At 71.9% G+C, this 17,460-nt stretch carries 17 protein-coding genes and 1 riboswitch; of the genes, 2 read left to right on the plus strand and 15 right to left on the minus strand.

The window, feature by feature from the left end; all coding sequences use genetic code 11:
• The first annotated feature begins 178 nt into the window (after nt 1-178).
• On the plus strand, nt 179-460 hold the full coding sequence (locus ACFW9D_RS13235; RefSeq protein ID WP_384621203.1) for a hypothetical protein: 282 nt from the start codon (nt 179-181) through the stop codon (nt 458-460).
• Nucleotides 461-492: 32 nt separating this feature from the next.
• Here the strand turns inward: ACFW9D_RS13235 and ACFW9D_RS13240 are convergent, their stop codons facing one another.
• Entirely contained in the window at nt 493-1,311 is an 819-nt protein-coding gene (locus tag ACFW9D_RS13240) for an SGNH/GDSL hydrolase family protein (RefSeq protein ID WP_188335843.1), read from the minus strand.
• A 124-nt stretch (nt 1,312-1,435) separates the two neighbouring features.
• Nucleotides 1,436-2,167 carry a LysM peptidoglycan-binding domain-containing M23 family metallopeptidase gene (locus ACFW9D_RS13245; protein ID WP_188335844.1) on the minus strand — a complete coding sequence of 244 codons (732 nt, stop codon included), beginning with the start codon at nt 2,165-2,167 and terminating at the stop codon, nt 1,436-1,438.
• Between the two features lie 5 nt (nt 2,168-2,172).
• Nucleotides 2,173-2,353: riboswitch (cyclic di-AMP (ydaO/yuaA leader) on the minus strand.
• A gap of 380 nt (nt 2,354-2,733) precedes the next feature.
• Here ACFW9D_RS13245 and ACFW9D_RS13250 point away from each other — a divergent pair.
• On the plus strand, nt 2,734-3,531 hold the full coding sequence (locus ACFW9D_RS13250; protein WP_384621207.1) for a tyrosine-protein phosphatase: 798 nt from the start codon (nt 2,734-2,736) through the stop codon (nt 3,529-3,531).
• A gap of 9 nt (nt 3,532-3,540) precedes the next feature.
• Here ACFW9D_RS13250 and ACFW9D_RS13255 read toward each other — a convergent pair whose 3' ends face one another.
• The 13 genes from ACFW9D_RS13255 to hpnC all read right to left on the minus strand — a co-directional run bounded on the left by ACFW9D_RS13255 (nt 3,541) and on the right by hpnC (nt 17,261).
• Complete coding sequence (locus ACFW9D_RS13255; RefSeq protein WP_188335846.1) at nt 3,541-3,705, minus strand: DUF6126 family protein; 165 nt, start codon at nt 3,703-3,705, stop codon at nt 3,541-3,543.
• A gap of 10 nt (nt 3,706-3,715) precedes the next feature.
• Entirely contained in the window at nt 3,716-4,342 is a 627-nt protein-coding gene (locus ACFW9D_RS13260) for a helix-turn-helix domain-containing protein (protein WP_188335847.1), read from the minus strand.
• A gap of 130 nt (nt 4,343-4,472) precedes the next feature.
• Complete coding sequence (locus ACFW9D_RS13265) at nt 4,473-5,858, minus strand: aspartate aminotransferase family protein (RefSeq protein WP_384621210.1); 1,386 nt, start codon at nt 5,856-5,858, stop codon at nt 4,473-4,475.
• Nucleotides 5,855-7,744, minus strand: coding sequence for a 1-deoxy-D-xylulose-5-phosphate synthase (gene dxs / locus ACFW9D_RS13270; RefSeq protein WP_384621213.1), 1,890 nt, complete (start codon nt 7,742-7,744; stop codon nt 5,855-5,857). Before dxs ends, ACFW9D_RS13265 begins: the two co-directional genes overlap by 4 nt.
• Nucleotides 7,745-7,777: 33 nt before the next feature.
• Complete coding sequence (gene ispG, locus ACFW9D_RS13275) at nt 7,778-8,944, minus strand: flavodoxin-dependent (E)-4-hydroxy-3-methylbut-2-enyl-diphosphate synthase (protein ID WP_384621216.1); 1,167 nt, start codon at nt 8,942-8,944, stop codon at nt 7,778-7,780.
• Between the two features lie 7 nt (nt 8,945-8,951).
• Complete coding sequence (hpnH, locus tag ACFW9D_RS13280; protein WP_188335851.1) at nt 8,952-9,974, minus strand: adenosyl-hopene transferase HpnH; 1,023 nt, start codon at nt 9,972-9,974, stop codon at nt 8,952-8,954.
• A gap of 5 nt (nt 9,975-9,979) precedes the next feature.
• Complete coding sequence (locus tag ACFW9D_RS13285; protein WP_384621220.1) at nt 9,980-10,639, minus strand: 1-hydroxy-2-methyl-2-butenyl 4-diphosphate reductase; 660 nt, start codon at nt 10,637-10,639, stop codon at nt 9,980-9,982.
• Complete coding sequence (shc, locus tag ACFW9D_RS13290) at nt 10,639-12,645, minus strand: squalene--hopene cyclase (RefSeq protein ID WP_384621223.1); 2,007 nt, start codon at nt 12,643-12,645, stop codon at nt 10,639-10,641. The genes ACFW9D_RS13285 and shc overlap by 1 nt, the downstream gene beginning before the upstream one ends.
• A 102-nt stretch (nt 12,646-12,747) precedes the next feature.
• A complete protein-coding gene (locus ACFW9D_RS13295) occupies nt 12,748-13,815 on the minus strand; it encodes a polyprenyl synthetase family protein (RefSeq protein WP_384621226.1) in 1,068 nt (355 codons plus the stop codon).
• A 53-nt stretch (nt 13,816-13,868) separates the two neighbouring features.
• Nucleotides 13,869-15,257 carry a hydroxysqualene dehydroxylase HpnE gene (hpnE, locus tag ACFW9D_RS13300; protein ID WP_384621228.1) on the minus strand — a complete coding sequence of 463 codons (1,389 nt, stop codon included), beginning with the start codon at nt 15,255-15,257 and terminating at the stop codon, nt 13,869-13,871.
• Nucleotides 15,254-15,403: a hypothetical protein gene (locus tag ACFW9D_RS13305; RefSeq protein ID WP_384621231.1), complete on the minus strand. Its 150-nt coding sequence runs from the start codon at nt 15,401-15,403 to the stop codon at nt 15,254-15,256. Before ACFW9D_RS13305 ends, hpnE begins: the two co-directional genes overlap by 4 nt.
• Nucleotides 15,403-16,353: a presqualene diphosphate synthase HpnD gene (gene hpnD / locus ACFW9D_RS13310; protein ID WP_384621234.1), complete on the minus strand. Its 951-nt coding sequence runs from the start codon at nt 16,351-16,353 to the stop codon at nt 15,403-15,405. The genes ACFW9D_RS13305 and hpnD overlap by 1 nt, the downstream gene beginning before the upstream one ends.
• Complete coding sequence (hpnC, locus tag ACFW9D_RS13315; RefSeq protein WP_384621237.1) at nt 16,350-17,261, minus strand: squalene synthase HpnC; 912 nt, start codon at nt 17,259-17,261, stop codon at nt 16,350-16,352. The genes hpnD and hpnC overlap by 4 nt, the downstream gene beginning before the upstream one ends.
• Nucleotides 17,262-17,460 lie beyond the last annotated feature (199 nt).

Below are 17,460 nucleotides of genomic sequence, written 5' to 3' on the forward strand. Positions count from 1 at the left end.
GGGTGCGCGGGGGGGGGGGCCCGCGCCCGGGCCCGGGCTCGGGCGGGGGCCCGGGGGGCTGGGCCCCGGGCCGCCCCCGCCCTCACGGGCCCCCCCCCCCCCCCGGCCCCCCACCGCTCACGAAACGGCGACCCGAGGCGGGCCCAGGGGGCCGTCACGGCTCACGTCAGGGGGAGCATTGAACTGGGGCTGGGCGGAGTGGGCAATCAGCGGCGCGGGCGCCGCCTTCCTGATCACGGCAGCGGTCGGGCTGCGCACTCAACCCGACGGGCCGCCCGAGGCCCGCGTCAGGCACGGCCTGTACCGCGTCCTCCTGCCGTTCATGCTCGGCTGGGCTTTCTTCCTGCTCTGGCTCCCCCGAGCCCTCGGCGCACCGTGGTTCGTCTCGGACCTCTGCCGGCTGGTCGCCATGGCACCCGTCGTGCTGCTCGCCGTCGCGGCGCGACGCCGGGCGCGCTGACCCGGCCGGCAGAGGTCCGGGACCTCGCAGGGTCAGGAAGCCGACTCCAGGTGGGCCTTGATGGCGTGCGGGTCGAGGATGCCCTTGGCCTCGACGCGATCGCCGGAGGACTCGCCGCGCAGACGGCGGCCGATCCAGGGCACGAGGAACTCGCGGGCCCAGTGGATGTCGTCGCGCCGCACCTCGAAGGTGCCGCGGGGCGGCAGCGGGGGCCAGGCCTGCTCGGGGTCGGCGGGCACGTCCACGCCGAGGACCTGCCCGGCGCGCAGGGCGACGCGGGTGTGCCCCTCGGGCGAGAGGTGCAGCCGGTCGTCGTCCCAGGCCCGGCGGTCCTGCACGGAGCGCAGGGACCACAGGTCGAGCACCGGGCAGCCGTACCGGTCGGCGATGGCGCGCACGTGCATGTTGTACGTGGCGATCTTGCCGCGCAGATGCTTGAGGACGGCCACGTCGCGGGTGTCGAAGCCGGTGGCGACGAGGACGGTCCCGGCGGCCTCGGAAAGCCGGGCCACGGCCTTCTCGAAGCGCTCGGCCACGTCGTCCGGGTCGGTGCCGGGACGGATGATGTCGTTGCCGCCGGCGACCAGGCTCACCAGGTCGGGGGCGAGCTCCAGGGCCTTGGGGAGCTGGTGCTCGACGATCTGGTCGATGAGCTTGCCGCGCACGGCCAGGTTCGCGTACTGGAACGTGTCCTCGGGGACCCGGTCGTCGAGGAGGACGGCGAGCCGGTCGGCCCAGCCCACGAAGCTGCCGTCGGGCCCGGGGTCCCCGACGCCTTCGGTGAAGCTGTCCCCCACCGCCGCATAGGACCGAATCGTGCCGCCGCTGAGTGATCTCGATTCGTTTGCCACGACCACACATCCTTCACCCTGACCTGTGACCTACGCGACCGTAGCCAGGGGTTGACGAGTGGTGAGATACAGCACTCGGCGCCCGGGGAATATCCGGGCGCCGAGTGTGGATCATGCGCGTGGGTCAGATGGAGACGCCGTGCGCGCGCAGGTACGCGACCGGGTCGACGTCCGAGCCGTAGTTCGGGGTGGTGCGGATCTCGAAGTGCAGGTGCGGGCCGGTCACGTTGCCGGTCGCGCCGGAGAGGCCGATCTGCGTGCCGGCGGAGACGGCCTGGCCGGCCGAGACGCCGAGCTGCGACAGGTGGGCGTACTGCGAGTAGTGGCCGTCGGCGTGCTGGATGACGACCTGGTTGCCGTACGCGCCGCCGTTGCCGGCGGAGACGACGGTGCCCGCGGCGATGGCCTTGATCGGGGTGCCGGTGGGCACGACGAAGTCGGTGCCGGTGTGGTAGCCGCTGGACCACATGCTGCCGTTCTGGTGGTACGGCGTGCCCTCGGTGGCGTCGACCGGCTTCACGTAGGCGGCGGTGGAGGTGCTCGCCTGGGTGGCCGTGGTCTTCGCGGCGCCGCCGAGGGTGAGCTTCTCGCCGGGCTTGATCAGGCCGGCGTCGGAGCCGATCACGGACTTGTTGTCCGCGTAGAGCTTCTTCCAGCCGCCCTCGACGTTCTCCGCCTTGGCGATCTTGGAGAGCGTGTCGCCGGCCTTGACCGTGTAGGTCTGGGCGGTGGCGGCCTGCGCACCGGTGGCGCCGATCAGCGGCAGCGCGAGCGCGGCACCACCGACGGTGGCGACGGCGGCGGCGCGGCCGAGACGGAAGGACTTCGGGCGGCGGTGCTTACCCTGTGCGGGCATGACGAGATTCCTCTCCGTCGCCTGCGAGGTGAGCTGTCGGGTTCGGACGGGAGATGTCCGGCCGCACCCTTGCCATTCCTGACAGGGACACGACTTCACCCCGAGCCGCTGTGGGGAATTCCCGGGCGGCGTTCTTGCCTGTGGGTCCCCCGCTCCTGCCGTCACGGGTCGTAGTGAGGAATCCGGGCGGCGGCAGGACTAGGCGTTCCGACCGGAATGAGACGTGACCGTAGGGCAGCAGGAAACGAAGCGACAAGTTCCGAATTCCCTCTGACCTGCCTTTTCTTGATCGTTCACGCCTTTCCTGCGTCACCCTGCGTCTATCCCGCCCGCTTTACCGGCGCCTTACCCTAAGGAATTCCCGGGAAAGCCGTCCGGAAGATCCGCCACGGACCGTCACGGATATGACGCTGCTCACGCGACGGGCGACAACGTCCGCAAATCTGCGGACAGTTAATGACGTATAGGCCAAAACGGACACATGGTTGCCCTCTAAATCCATGTCGTATCGTCGGGAGCGCGCCCGCCGGCGAGCAGCGCCGGTGACCCGACCGGGAGGAGCACCCGTGACGCAGCACGCCCCGTCCACCGAGCCCGAGCTGACCGGAGTGCGCAACTTCCGCGACGTGGGCGGCCTCCCCACCGTGGACGGCCGGCGCGTGCGCCCCGGCGTGCTTTTCCGCAGCGGACACCTCGCCCACGCCACGGCCGAGGACGCGGCGTTCCTCTCCGGGCTCGGCCTGCACACGATCTTCGACTTCCGCAACGCGGCGGACCAGAAGCTGGAGGGCGCGGACGTCGCGCTGCCCGGCGTGCGCAATGTGAACCTGCCGCTGTCCGACCCGGCGGACGGCTCCGAGTTCTGGAAGATGGTCCGCGACGGCGACATGGACCAGCTCCGGTCGCTCCTCTCCGGGGGCCGCGCCGCGGACCGCATGATCAACTCGTACCGGTCGATCATCACGGACCGCACGGCCGAGCACGGCCGGGTGCTGCGCGCCGTCGCCGAGGACAGCGTGCCCGCGCTGATGCACTGTGCGGCGGGCAAGGACCGGGCCGGTCTGTCGATCGCCGTGACACTGCTCGCGGTCGGCGTCGAGCGCGAGGCCATCGAGGCGGACTACCTGGAGTCGAACGCGAAGCACCGCCGCTACAAGGTGCACCGCAGCTCCACGTCCCCGGACGCCTACTCCCCCGAGGTCATGGAGCTGCTCAGCCCGCTGTTCGACGCGCGCGCCGAGTACCTGCGCGCCGCCTTCGAGACCATCGAGCAGCACTGGGGCGGCACGGAGCGCTACTTCGCGGAGGGTCTCGGGCTCACCGCGGCCGACCGGGACCGGCTGCGCGAGCGCCTGCTCGTCTGACGGCTGCGGCTACCGGTTCGCGCCCAGGGTGAAGAGCAGGTAGATGAACCCGGCGAAGGCGTGCCCCGCGAAGACGTAGAGGAGGACGCGCACCAGGATGCCGCGCGGCATCTTGTCCTCGATGTTGCGGGCGGCGGGCTTGGGGGCGTCGGTGGGCTCGGTCGCGTCACTCATGTCGGGCCTCTCAGACCTCTCGGATCGGAGCCGACGCCGGGCCGAGGCACAGGGCGGCGGTCGGACTCTGCAGCAGGGTGTGGACGAAGAGCAGCTCAGCCCCGGACCGGTCCGCCGCGGCGATGCGGTGCGGGGTGAGCGAGTCGAAGTGGGCACTGTCGCCCGGCTCCAGGCGGTACGAGGTGTCGCCGAGGCGCAGCTTGAGCCGCCCCTCCAGGACGTACAGCCACTCCTCCCCCGGGTGCACCCGCACGATGTCGCCCTGGGTCCCGTACGGGACGTGGACGCGCAGCGACTGCATGGCGCGGCCGGGGGAACCGGCCTGGAAGTAGGTCCAGCCGCCGGCCTCGGTGGGCTCCATGGCGGCGGACCGGACGACGGCGTCGCGGTCGGCCGGGGTCTCACCGAGCAGCTCGGAGACCGTGGTGCCGTAGATCCGGGCGAGTCCGAGCAGCATCGGCAGCGAGGGCTGGCGCTGCCCGGTCTCCAGGCGGGACAGATGGGCCGGGGACAGACCGGCGGAGCCGGCGGCGGCCTCCAGGGTGAGGGAGGCGCGGCGGCGCAGGGCACGCAACTGGGGTGCGACGGCGGGCAGCTCCGGCGGTTCCGGAGTACCCTCCGGGGAGGCAGGGCTCATGCTGACGATTCAGCCAGAAGCCTGCCTCTCCGGCAAATTGCTTGCCTCAGAGGCAAAATTTCCCGCGGTTTCCGGTCACCGGCCGCCCGTCGCTCCCTGCCGGTCCCTGCTCCCGGTCACCCGCCTCCGGTCACCGATTGGCCACCGCCTGCTTGATCAGGGTCTTGCTGAAGTCCCACATCAGCCCGCCCCCGCTGTGCGCGTCGTCCATGACGGCGGTGAACGCCTCGACGAACCGCTCGACGTCCGCCTCGTCGACGACCAACGGCGGGATCAGCTTGATGACCTCCAGATGGTCCCCGGAGACCTGGGTGAGGATCCGGTGCTTCTGGAGCAGCGGCACCACGACCATCTGCGCGAACAGGCCCTTGCGGGCGGCCTGCAGCATGGTCCAGCGGCTGCGCAGCTTCAGGGACTTGGGCCGGCCGAACTCGATGCCGATCATCAGGCCGCGCCCGCGCACGTCGCTGAGCAGCTCGTAGCGGTCGGTCAGCGCGGCCAGCCGGGAGGACAGCAGGCCGCCCATGGCGCGGGCGTTCGCGACGATCTGGTCGTCCTCCATGACGGACAGGACGGCGAGCCCGGCGGCCATCGCCTGCGCGTTGGAGCCGAAGCTCGCCGAGTGGACGAGGACCCGGTCCATGGACGAGTAGACCTTCTTGAAGATCCAGTCCTTGCCCAGCGTCGCGCCGACCGGCACATAGCCGCCCGACAGCGCCTTCGCGACGCACACCAGGTCCGGCTCGACCCCGTCCTCGTGCTGGTACGCGTAGAAGTCGCCGGTGCGGCCGAGGCCGGTCTGCACCTCGTCGGCGATGAGCAGCGCCTTGTGCTTGTGCAGCAGTTCCTGGGCGGCGCGCAGATAGCCGGGCGGCGCCTCGTGCACGCCCTTGCCCTGGATCGGCTCGACGATGAGGGCGGCGACGTCCCCCTGCTTCAACTCCCGGGCCAGGGCGTCGAGATCGCCGAGCGGGACGGCGGTGTCGGGCAGCAGCGGGGCGAAGCCGTCGCGGAAGCCGTCCTCCCCGTTGACCGAGAGGGAGCCCGTCGTCAGGCCGTGGAAGGCGTGCGCGCAGTACAGGACGCGCGGCTTGCCGGTCGCGTACCGGGCGAACTTCAGGGCGGTCTCGACGGCCTCGGTGCCGCTGTTGCCGAAGAACACCCGGTCCAGGTGCGGGCTGTGCGCGATCAGCTTCTCGGCCAGCAGCCCCGGCAGCGGCTGGCAGTCGAACCGGGTGAGGTCGGCGAGCGAGGCGTCGAGCACGTCGTGCAGCGCCTTGCGCACCACGGGGTGGTGGCGGCCGAGGCCCATGACGCCGAACCCGGCGAGCATGTCCAGGTAGTCGTGGCCCTCGGCGTCCCAGAAGTGCGCTCCCTCGGCCCGCTCGTAGACCTTGTCGAAGCCGATGGTGTGGAGCATCTTCGGCAGCTGGTGGTTGAGGTACCTGGCGTGCAGCTCGTACCGTTCGGCGCCGCGCTCGGCGAGCAGCGTGCCGAGGTCGAACTCCTTGCTCATGCGTCGTTCTCCTTGCCGGCCTTGAGGCCGAGACTCGTACCGATCCGGCCCGCGATCTCGACGGGGGTCAGACCGATGTCGGCCAGCACCTCGCCGCGTTTGGCGTGGGCCAGGAACTGCTCGGGGATCCCGAACCGCCGTACGGGCACGTCGACCTCGGCGTCCCCGAGCGCGAGCGCGATCGCCGCGCCGACGCCCGCGCTGCGGCTGTTGTCCTCCACGACGGCGACCAGGTCGTGCTCCGCCGCCAGCGGGGCGAGGTCGGGATCGACGGGCTTGACCCAGCGCGGGTCCACGACCGTGCAGCCGACGCCGCGCGCCCGGAGGAGGTCCGCCGTCTGGAGGCAGACCGGCGCCATGACGCCCACGGAGACGAGCAGCACGCGCGCCTCCGTGTCCCGGCTCAGGACGTCGAGGCCGCCGATCCGGTCGACGGCCGGCACCGACGGGCCCACCGACTCCTTCGGGAAGCGCAGCACGGTCGGCGCGTCGTCCACGGCGACCGCCTCGCGCAGCTGGGCGCGCAGCTGGTCGGCGTCGCGCGGCGCGGCGATCCGGAGGCCGGGCACGACCTGGAGCATCGACATGTCCCACATGCCGTTGTGCGAGGGGCCGTCCACACCGGTGACACCGGCCCGGTCGAGCACGAACGTCACCCCGCACTTGTGCAGGGCCACGTCCATGAGGACCTGGTCGAAGGCCCGGTTGAGGAACGTCGCGTAGACGGCGACGACGGGGTGCAGCCCTCCCGTGGCGAGCCCGGCGGCCGAGACGGCGGCGTGCTGCTCGGCGATGCCCACGTCCCAGACCCGGTCGGGGAACTGCTCGGCGAACTTGGTCAGGCCGACGGGGTGCAGCATCGCCGCGGTGATCGCGACGACGTCCTCGCGCTCCTTGCCGATCCGGGCGATCTCGTCGCCGAACACCGAGGTCCAGGACGGGCCGTTGGAGGGGGCGAGCGGTTCGCAGGTCAGCGGGTCCATGACGCCGACGGTGTGGAAGCGGTCGGCCTCGTCGGCGAGCGCCGGCTCGTAGCCGCGGCCCTTCTCCGTGAGGCAGTGCACGAGGACCGGCCCGTGGAAACGCTTCGCGCGGCGCAGCGCGGACTCGACGGCGCCCACGTCGTGCCCGTCGATCGGCCCCACGTACTTCAGGCCCAGGTCCTCGAACATGCCCTGCGGCGCGAACGCGTCCTTGAAGCCCTTCTTCGCGCCGTGCAGCGACTCGTACACGGTGTGCCCGACGACGGGCGTGCGCAGCAGCACGTCCTTGCCCCAGGCGAGGACCTTCTCGTACGAGTCGGTGGTCCGCAGGGTCGCGAGGTGGTTGGCGAGGCCGCCGATGGTGGGCGCGTAGGAGCGCTCGTTGTCGTTGACGACGATGATCAGCGGGCGGTCCTTGGCGGCGGCGATGTTGTTCAGCGCCTCCCAGGCCATGCCGCCGGTCAGCGCGCCGTCACCGATGACGGCGACGACGTGCCCGTGCTCGCCCTGGACCTGCCGCGCCTTGGCCAGGCCGTCGGCCCAGCCGAGCGCGGTCGAGGCGTGCGAGTTCTCGACGATGTCGTGCTCGGACTCCTCGCGGGACGGGTAGCCGGACAGGCCGCCCTTGCCGCGCAGCTTGGAGAAGTCCTTGCGGCCCGTCAGGATCTTGTGGACGTAACTCTGGTGTCCGGTGTCCCACACGAGTTTGTCGACGGGCGACTCGAAGACCCGGTGCAGGGCGACGGTGAGCTCCACCACGCCCAGGTTGGGTCCCAGATGCCCGCCGGTTCTCGCGACCGCGTGGATCAGGAACTCCCTGATCTCTGCGGCCAGTTCGTCGAGTTCCTCCTCGCTCAGCGCCTTCAGGTCGCGCGGTCCCCTGATGTTCTCCAGAATCGTCACGCTCGAGCCCCCTTCCCGTCCGTACTCAAGACCTCAGCTCACGGTGACGTCGGGCGGGCCCGACGCGACGCCGTCCTTCTCCATCTGTTCGGCGATCTTCATCGCCTCGTCGATGAGCGTCTCGACGATCTTCGACTCGGGGACCGTCCGGACGACCTCGCCCTTGACGAAGATCTGTCCCTTGCCGTTGCCGGACGCGACTCCCAGGTCCGCCTCGCGGGCCTCGCCCGGCCCGTTCACGACGCAGCCCATGACGGCCACCCGCAGGGGGACCTCCATGCCGTCGAGCCCGGCGGTCACCTCGTCGGCGAGCTTGTACACGTCGACCTGGGCGCGGCCGCAGGAGGGGCAGGAGACGATCTCCAGGCGGCGCGGGCGCAGCCCGAGCGACTCCAGGATCTGGCTGCCGACCTTGATCTCCTCGACCGGCGGCGCGCTCAGCGAGACCCGGATGGTGTCGCCGATGCCCTCGCTCAGCAGCGCTCCGAACGCGACGGCCGACTTGATGGTGCCCTGGAACGCCGGTCCCGCCTCGGTCACGCCGAGGTGGAGCGGGTAGTCGCAGGAGGCCGCCAGCTGCCGGTAGGCGTTGACCATGACGACCGGGTCGTTGTGCTTCACCGAGATCTTCAGGTCGCGGAAGCCGTGCTCCTCGAACAGGGACGCCTCGCACAGCGCCGACTCGACGAGCGCCTCGGGCGTCGCCCTGCCGTACTTCTGGAGCAGGCGGCGGTCCAAAGAGCCCGCGTTCACGCCGATCCGGATCGGCGTGCCGGCCTCCGAGGCGGCGCGTGCGATCTGCTTGACCTGGTCGTCGAACTTCTTGATGTTGCCGGGGTTGACGCGGACCGCCGCACATCCGGCGTCGATCGCGGCGAACACGTACTTCGGCTGGAAGTGGATGTCCGCGATCACGGGGATCTGCGACTTGCGCGCGATGGTCGCGAGCGCGTCCGCGTCGTCCTGAGTGGGGCACGCGACGCGCACGATCTGACAGCCGGCGGCGGTCAGTTCGGCGATCTGCTGCAGCGTGGCCCCGACGTCCGAGGTCCGGGTCGTCGTCATCGACTGCACGGACACGGGTGCGCCGCCTCCCACGGCCACCGACCCGACCTGGATCCGGCGGCTCACGCGCCGCTCGGCGACCGGTCGGGCCGGTACCTCGGGGAGGCCCAGTGAGACGGGCTCTCCGGTGCTCACGGCGCCGTCACCCACGGTTCCCGGCGACGGTCTCGGTCATCGCGCGCAGGGACTCCTTCAGCGAGCCCATCGTCGCGAGGACCGCGGTCGGCTCGTAGCCGCAGTGCGCCATGCAGTTGGCGCAGCGCGGGTCCTTGCCGCGTCCGTACGCGTCCCAGTCGGTCTTCTCGATGAGCTCGCGGTACGTGGGCACGTAGCCGTCGCTCATCAGGTAGCAGGGCTTCTGCCAGCCGAACAGGGAGTAGTTCGGGATCGCCCACGCGGTGCACGGGAAGTCGACCTTGCCCTCGAGGAAGTCGAGGAACAGGGGCGAGTGGTTGAGCCGCCAGCGGCGCCGGTTGCCGCCCGCGAAGGCCTTCTTGAACAGTTCGCGGGTCTGCGCGACGCCGAGGAAGTGCTCCTGGTCGGGAGCCTTCTCGTAGGCGTAGGCGGGCGAGATCATCATCTCGTCGACCTTGAGGTCGTCGTTGAGGAAGTTGAGCACCTCGATGATGGTCTGCGGGGTGTCCGTGTTGAAGAAGGTCGAGTTCGTGGTGACCCGGAAGCCGCGCCGCTTGGCCTCCTTGATCGCCTCGACGGCCTCGTCGAAGACACCCTCCTTGGCCACGGACTCGTCGTGGCGCTCCCGGAGCCCGTCGATGTGCACGGCGAACGCGAAGTAGGGCGAGGGCGTGAACTTGTCGATCTTCTTGCGCAGCAGCATCGCGTTGGTGCACAGGAAGACGTACTTCTTCTTGGCCACCAACTGGCGCACGATCTCGTCGATCTGAGGGTGCATCAGGGGTTCGCCACCGGCGATGGAGACCATCGGGGCACCGGACTCCAGGACCGCGCCGACGGCCTGCGCCACCGGCATGCGCTGCTTGAGCACACCGGCCGGGTGCTGGATCTTGCCGCAGCCCTCGCACTTGAGGTTGCACGCGAAGAGGGGTTCCAGCTCGACGATGAGCGGGAACTTGTCCCGCTTGCGGATCTTCTGTTCAGCGAGATACGTCGCAACCTTGATGGACTGACGGAGCGGCATGGCCATCTGGCTCACCTCCGGGGGAGCAACAAAGAACGGTGCCATTCGAAAAAAGCGGGAAGAACGGCACGAAGGACACGGAAAGCCGATAGTCCACCGCGAAGCGTGCCGATCCGGACGAGTTCATGTTCTGGAGAGTCCACGACCACCCGGACGGCCGCAACCGGGCGGCCCTCCGCGGGCCCGGTCGCGGCCGCCGTGCGCAGCGTGGCCGCGGACTCCATGTCGACGGCGATCGCGCCGGTGGCCAGCAGGTCTCCGCGCTCGGGGCCGCGCACCACATGGTCGGAGCCGATCAGCGGCCCCGTGTGCACGGTCCGCCCGGGCACGGCCCTGACCAGCTCTTTCACCAGCAGCTCGGTACCCACACAGGCCGTGCTGCCGTACGGGTCCCGGGTCTCCTCGGCGACGACGAGGTCGCCGGGGTGCATGCCGGGGGCGAGCCCCGCGCAGAACCCGGTGGCGAGCACGGCGGCCTCGCGCAGGTCCGGGCCCGCGAGCGCCCTGCCGGTGGCGCGTTCGGCGGCCCGGGGGCCCATGCCGGTGCGCAGGACCGTGGCCGGGATCCGGGCGCCGCCGGTGCGCAGGGCGAGGTGCTCGATGCCCAGCGCGCAGGCGATGAGCAGCGGCACGGTGTCCGGCGGGCGTGCGGCCGCCGGGTCCTCGGTCATCAGCTCCCCTCGGCCGGGGCCGCGGCGCGGTCCGTGAACGGTTCCCCGTTGACGTACCGGCCCAGCGCGGTCAGCGGGAAGACCTGCCGGTACAGGTGGTAGTTGATGGAGAAGTCCCAGGGGAAGCCGGTGCCGGTGAAGTACGGCTCGTCCCAGGTGCCGTCCTCCGTCTGGGTGTCGGCGAGGAACGCGACGCCGCGCTCGGCGGCCTTGGAGTCCCGCTCACCGGCCGCGAGGAGCGCGAGGAGCGCCCAGCCGGTCTGCGAGGCGGTGGAGACGCCGTGGCCCTTCCAGTCCTCGTAACGGTACGAACGCAGGTCCTCGCCCCAGCCGCCGTCCTCGTTCTGCACCGACTCCAGCCAGGCGACCGCGCGGCGGATCGCGGGGTGCGTCTTCGGCAGACCCGCGGCGACGAGGGCGGGCACGACGGACCCGGTGCCGTAGACGTAGTTGACGCCCCAGCGGCCGAACCAGGCGCCGTTCGCCTCCTGTTCGGCGAGGAGCCACTGGATGCCGCGGCGGGTGCGCGGGTCCCGGGTGCGGCCTTCGACGGCGAGCATCTCGACGACGTGCGCGGTGACGTCGGCGGACGGCGGGTCGATGACCTCGCCGAAGTCGCAGAACGGCAGCCGGTTGGGGAACGGGCTGGTGTTGTCGACGTCGAAGGCGCCCCACGCGCCGTTCTTCGACTGCATGCCCAGGTTCCAGCGCACGCCGCGCTCGATCGCCTTCTCCAGGCGCGGCCGGTCGGGGTGGTTCACCCGGCGCAGGGCGAGGACGACCTCGGCGGTGTCGTCGATGTCGGGGTAGTTGTCGTTGTGGAACTCGAACGCCCAGCCGCCGGGCTCCAGTCGGGGCCTTCGCACCGACCAGTCTCCGGGCCGGTCGATCTGTTCGTCGAGCATCCAGCCGGCGGCCTTGACGAGCGCCGGATGGTCGGCGGGCAGTCCCGCGTCGGCGAGCGCGATGGTCGCCAGGCAGGTGTCCCACACGGGCGACTGGCAGGCCTCGATCATCCGGGCCCCGTCCTCGCGCCACACCGCGAACCGGTCCAGGGACTCCAGGCCGGCCCTGAGGACGGGGTGGTCGAGGTCGTAGCCGAGCAGGTGCAGGGCGATGACGGAGTAGACGGCCGGGGGCTGGATGCCGCCCCAGCAGCCGTCGTTCTCCTGCCGCTCGATGATCCAGCGGGCCGCCGTGTTCATCGCGGCCTTGCGCAGCGGCTTGAGGGCCACCTTCCGGTAACCGTGCATGAGCTGGTCAAGACGCTGGAAGGCGCCGTCCCAACTGGCCACGGGCGCCAGGGGCCTGCGGGGGTTCGGGTTGCGGGGGTCGGTGTGCAGCTCGTCGAGCGGGAAGGGCGCGGGCCGCACCGGACGCTTCGCGGACACGATGGTGAGCGGCACGATGGTCTGCCGGGCCCAGCAGCCGAAGTCGTAGATGTTGAGCGGCATCCACTTCGGGAAGTAGATGAGCTCGGGCGGGAGTTCGGGCAGGTCGTCCCACTTCCACCAGCCGAACAGGGCCAGCCAGATGCGGGTGAAGACGCGGCTGGCCGCGATGCCGCCGCGCTCGCGGACCCACGCGGACGCTCTGGCCATGTGGGGGGCGTCCGGCTCGTCGCCGGCCAGGCGCAGGGCGACGTAGGCCTCGACGGTGGCGGAGAGGTCGCCTGGGCCGCCGTAGAAGGTGGCCCAGGCGCCGTCCTCGCGCTGCTCGCCGCGGATGAAGAGGGCGGCGGCGTCGGTGACGGCCCGGTCGCGGATGCCGAGGAACTGGCGGAGCAGCAGGTCCTCGGCGTCCATCGTCACGTTGGTGTCGAGGTCGCCCTTCCACCAGCCCCGCTCGTCCTGCCGGGCGAGCAGGAACTCGGTGGCACGCTGTATGGCTCGTCCGGCGGCGGCCCGTGCCCCTGCCGCGTCGGGCGTCGCCCCCGCGGGGGCGGTGGTGGCCGCGGTCGCCTCGGGAGCGGGTGCTCCGGTGCTTCCGTCGGTCGTCGCTGTCATGGCTATCCCTTCACGCAGTGGAGCTGAATGCTGGGTAACCGTCGGCCGATGCCCCGGTGGAACACCGGCCGGCGACTGCGAGCTATATGGAGCCGATGGCGATCATCTCTTCCGTACGACGACGAAGTCGGCGAGCGCGGCGAACTGCGCGCGCACCGAGGCGGGCATCTGGACCGTGTCCAGGGCTTCGAGGGCGACGGCGTGCTGGCGCCGGGCCTCCTCGGCGGTCCACTCGCGTCCGCCGGCCTCCTCGATGAGGGCGGCGCGGGCGGCGAAGTCCTCCTCGGTGAAGGTGTCGAAGTCGACGTTCTTGGCGTCGGCGGCGAGGATCTCGCCGAGCCGCTCGGAGGCCGGGCCGCCGGCGCCGAGCGCGGCCACGACGGGCAGCGACTTCTTGCGCTGGCGCAGGTCGCTCCAGGTCTGCTTGCCGGTCGACTCGGGGTCGCCCCAGATGCCGAGCAGGTCGTCGACGGCCTGGAAGGCGAGGCCCAGGTGGTAGCCGTACTTCTCCAGGGCGTCGGCGGTGGCGTCGTCGGCGCCGCCGAGGACCGCGCCGATGGAGGAGGCGCAGGCGAGCAGGGCGCCCGTCTTGTTGCCCTCCATCTCCAGGCACTCCTCGACGGTGACGCGCTCGCGGTGCTCGTAGCTGATGTCCTGCGCCTGACCGTCGATCAGGGCGCGGGAGGCGGTGGTGAGGCGGCGCGTGGCGCGGCCCGCGTCGACGGTCTCCAGCTCGAGGAGCACCTCGTTGGCCAGCGCGAACAGGGCGTCGCCGACGAGGATCGCCTGGGCCGGGCCGTGCACCTTCCACACGGTGTCCCGGTGGCGGCGCTGCTCGTCGCCGTCCATCAGGTCGTCGTGCAGCAGCGAGAAGTTGTGGACCAGCTCCACGGCGACGGCGCCGGGGACGCCGACCTCGGGGGCGGCTCCGGCGGCCTGTGCCGACAGCACGGCGAGTGCGGGGCGCACGGCCTTGCCGCCGTCCCCGTCGGACGGGTTGCCCGCGGCGTCGATCCACCCGAAGTGGTAGGCGGCGACGGTGTCCATGGGCGGGGCGAGGCGCTCGACGGCCGCCTTGAGCACCGGCGTGGCCAGCGTTCGGCCGCGCTCCAGAAGCGCGGTCACGTCCACCGCGTCGGCAGCCGCTTCGGCCGAGGGCACAGGTGGCACAGTCTCTCCTTGTTGTACAGGTGTCGGCGCTTGCGCCGTGGGAAGTTCGATGCTCACGCCGCCTCCCGGAACAGATGGCCGCGGGGGCGGTCGAGGGCGGCGAGGGCCGCGTCGGCGGCGCTGACACCGCTGCGCACCGCGCCTTCCATGGTCGCGGGCCACCCGGTGGCGGTCCACGCGCCGGCCAGGTAGAGGCCGGGGGCCTTGGTGCGGGCCGACGGCCGCAGCGCGCCGACGCCGGGGGCCGGCGCGAAGGTGGCGGTCCGCTCCCGGGTCACGAAGAAGTCGTGGATCTTGGCGCCGCGGGCGGCGGGCAGCAGCCGCTCCAGCTCGGGCAGGTAGCGCTCGCGCAGCACGGCGACGGGTTCGTCGATCTCGTCCTGGGCGGCGGACTGCGAGATCGCCAGATACTGACCCTCGGTGAGCCCGGAGGCCTCGGTACGGTCGAAGACCCACTGCACGGGCGAGCCGAGCGCCGTGAAGAAGGGCTGCTTGAGCACCTTGCGGCCGTAGACGACGTGCAGGTTGAGGATCGGCGCGGTGCCGATGCCGAGCAGTCGCTCGGGGGCGTCCAGTGCGCCGTCGGGCAGCAGGTCGTGGGCTTCGCGCTGGGGCACGGCGAGCACGACGGTGTCGGCGTCGAGGACCTCGCCCGAGGCGTCCGGGCCTTCGGGCACCGCGACCGCCCACCGCCCGTCCTGCGTGCGGGAGACGGAGCTGACACGGGTGCGCAGGGCGATGCGCACACCGGCGGCGTCCAGCGCCTTGCGGGCCAGGGTGTCGTGGAGTTCGCCGAGGGGCACGCGCGCCCAGCCGATGTCTGCGGCGCCGTTCTCCGACAGCAGACCGGTCTTGAAGACCATCGCGGCGAGGCCGAGCGAGGACTGGCCCGCCACCGCGTTCAGGGTCGCTACGCCGACGAGGTCCCAGAGCGCCTCGACGGCGCGCGGCGACTGGCCGTGCGCGGCGAGCCAGGAGCCGAAGTCCTGGGTGTCGAGCGCCGGGTCCAGCGGGTCGAGGGCCTTGAGGGCGAGCGCGGCACGGCCGACCTTGGCCCGCTCGGCCAGGGACAGGTGCGGGTACGTGGCGAGGCTCTTCGCGAGGTGCAGCGGCACGGGCAGCCCGGAGCGGCGCAGCCGGCCGAGCCGGTTCCGGTCGGCGTCGAGCACGGGGACGTCGAGCCGGTCCTGGAGCGGCGCGAGCGCGGTGGCGTCGATGCGGTCGAGGAACCAGCGGTACGCGGTGCAGCAGCGCAGGTACACGTGCTGGCCGTTGTCGACGGTGAGGTCGCCGCGCTTGAAGGAGAAGGCGAGCCCGCCGAGCCGGGGGCGCCCTTCGAGGAGCGTGACGTCCATGCCGCCGTCGGCGAGGGCGAGCGCGGCGGTGACTCCGGCGAGTCCGCCGCCGACGACGACCGCGCTGCGCCTGTGGGTCTCACTCATGCGCCCTCCCCCTCGACGGCCGCGGCGGGTGCGGTGTCCGCGCGGCGGACCGTCGCCTGCTGGGACGCCGGGCCGCGGTGGAGGGTTGCGCGCCGCTTGCGCGGGGCGCCGGGGGCCGGCCGGGTGCCGGGTCGCGGAGTGCTCATCAGGCGCGCCCCCGCAGGGCGGCGCGCGAGACGGTTCTCGCGTCGAGTCCGGACAGGCCGCGCACGGCGACGTAGGCCTTCTCGCGGCCGGGCAGCGAGACGCGGCCGCGCAGGACGCCCTCGGGGTCGCGCTCGATGCGGTCGAGCAGCCGCCGGTAGATGCCGGCCATCGCGGCGACGCAGGCGCCGGAGCGGCGGTCGAGCATGGGCAGCAGCCGGTAGCCCTCGGCGAACAGGGCGCGGGCGCGCCGCACCTCGAAGTGGACGAGGCCCGCGAAGTCCGAGCCGGGCGGCGGGGTGGGCCCGTCGAACCCGGCGGAGCAGCCGAACTTGGCGAGGTCGTCGGCGGGCAGGTAGGTGCGCCCGTCGGCGGCGTCCTCGCGCACGTCCCGGAGGATGTTGGTGAGCTGGAGCGCGAGACCGAGCGTGTCGGCGTACTCGGGCGCCCGCTCGGCTCCGCGCGCCCCCGGTTCGGTGCCGAACACGCCGAGGGAAACCCGGCCGATCGCCCCGGCGACGCAGCGGCAGTAGACCTTGAGGTCGTCCCAGGTCTCGTACGTCTGGCCGTTCAGGTCCATGACGACGCCGTCGATCAGCTCGTCGAGCCCGCCGAGCGGGATCGGGAAGCGGTGCGCGGCGTGCGCGAGCGCGACGGCCACCGGGTCGGTGTCGTCCTCGGCGACCTCGCCGTCGCGGATCCGGGCGAGCAGGGCCCGGGTCTCGTCGAGCCGCTGCGCCTTCACCTCGGGCGCCAGCGTGCCGTCGCCGATGTCGTCGACGCGGCGCGAGAACGCGTACACGGCGGACATGGCGCGGCGCTTCGCGGTCGGCAGCAGTCGGATGCCGTAGGCGAAGTTGCGGGCCTGCCGGCCCGTGACGGTCTCGCAGTAGCTGTATGCGGCGAGCACCGGTGCCGACATCTGCTGGTCAGACTCCACGGCCTTGCTCACCCCTCTCCTCGCAGAGTCGCTCCCGCCTCGCGCAGCAGACGGAGTCGATTGGGCCTGGGCGGTCCGGGCAGGACGTCGTACGAAGCGTCGGTGATCGCGTGCACCGCCGCCTTCCCCCCGGCCACGAACCCGGCCAGCAGCAGCTTCAGCCTGCCGGGGACGCTACCCACCAGGGGGGTGCCTTCATTCAGCAGCTCACGGGCGCGTTCCGCCTCGTACGCGACCAGGGCGCGCACCGATGCGCCGGCGCTCGGCGCCGCGAGATCCGCCTCCTGGACGTGGAACCGGCGCATGTCCTCGGCCGGCAGGTAGATCCGGTCGCGGCCGAGGTCCTCGGCGACGTCCTGCAGGTGCTCGACGATCTGCAGCCCGGTGCAGACGGCGTCGGACCTGCGGATGCGCTCGGGGGTCGCGGTGCCGGTGATGGCGAGCACGAGCCGGCCCACGGGGTTCGCGGACAGCTCGCAGTAGGCGAGCAGCTCGTCCCAGGTCTCGTAGCGGCTGACGAGCTGGTCCTGGCGGTTGGCCCGCACGAGGCCGAGGAAGGGCTCGGGGGTGAGGGAGCGGCGCCGGACGGTGGGCTGCAGGGCGCGCAGCAGGGGGTGGTGCGGGGTCCCGTCGAAGACGCGCGCGAGGTCGGCCTCGAAGGCGTCCAGCATCACCAGCGGGTCGTGCGCCTTTTCGGGTGGCACGCCGAGGTGGCGGGCGTCGGCGCCGCCGGGGTCGAGGTCGCCGTCGCCGATGTCGTCGACGAGGCGCGCGAAGCCGTAGACGGCCATCAGGTCGTCGCGCCAGGCGCGGGGCAGGAAGAAGGGGGCCACCGGAAAGTTCTCGTCGGCGGCCTTGGCGAGCGTCGCGTCCTGCGGGGCCTGCACGGCTTCCGGGCGCACGCGGGGGGATGCGGTCACCGGGTGCGGCCCGCTTCCGCGAGGACGGCGAGAGCCTCGTGGAGCTGGACAGTTTCCGTAGCCATTGCCGTCACATCTCCCGTTCTACACTGCGGACCCAATACATCCTATTTCGGACACGCCGCCCGGCCTCCCGCACGGCGAGCTCTCCCCCTCCGGTCCGGGGTGCCGCGTATTATCGCCCCACTTGCCGCGAATC

Source organism: Streptomyces sp. NPDC059524 (assembly GCF_042749255.1).
Classification (GTDB): Bacteria; Actinomycetota; Actinomycetes; order Streptomycetales; family Streptomycetaceae; genus Streptomyces; species Streptomyces xanthii.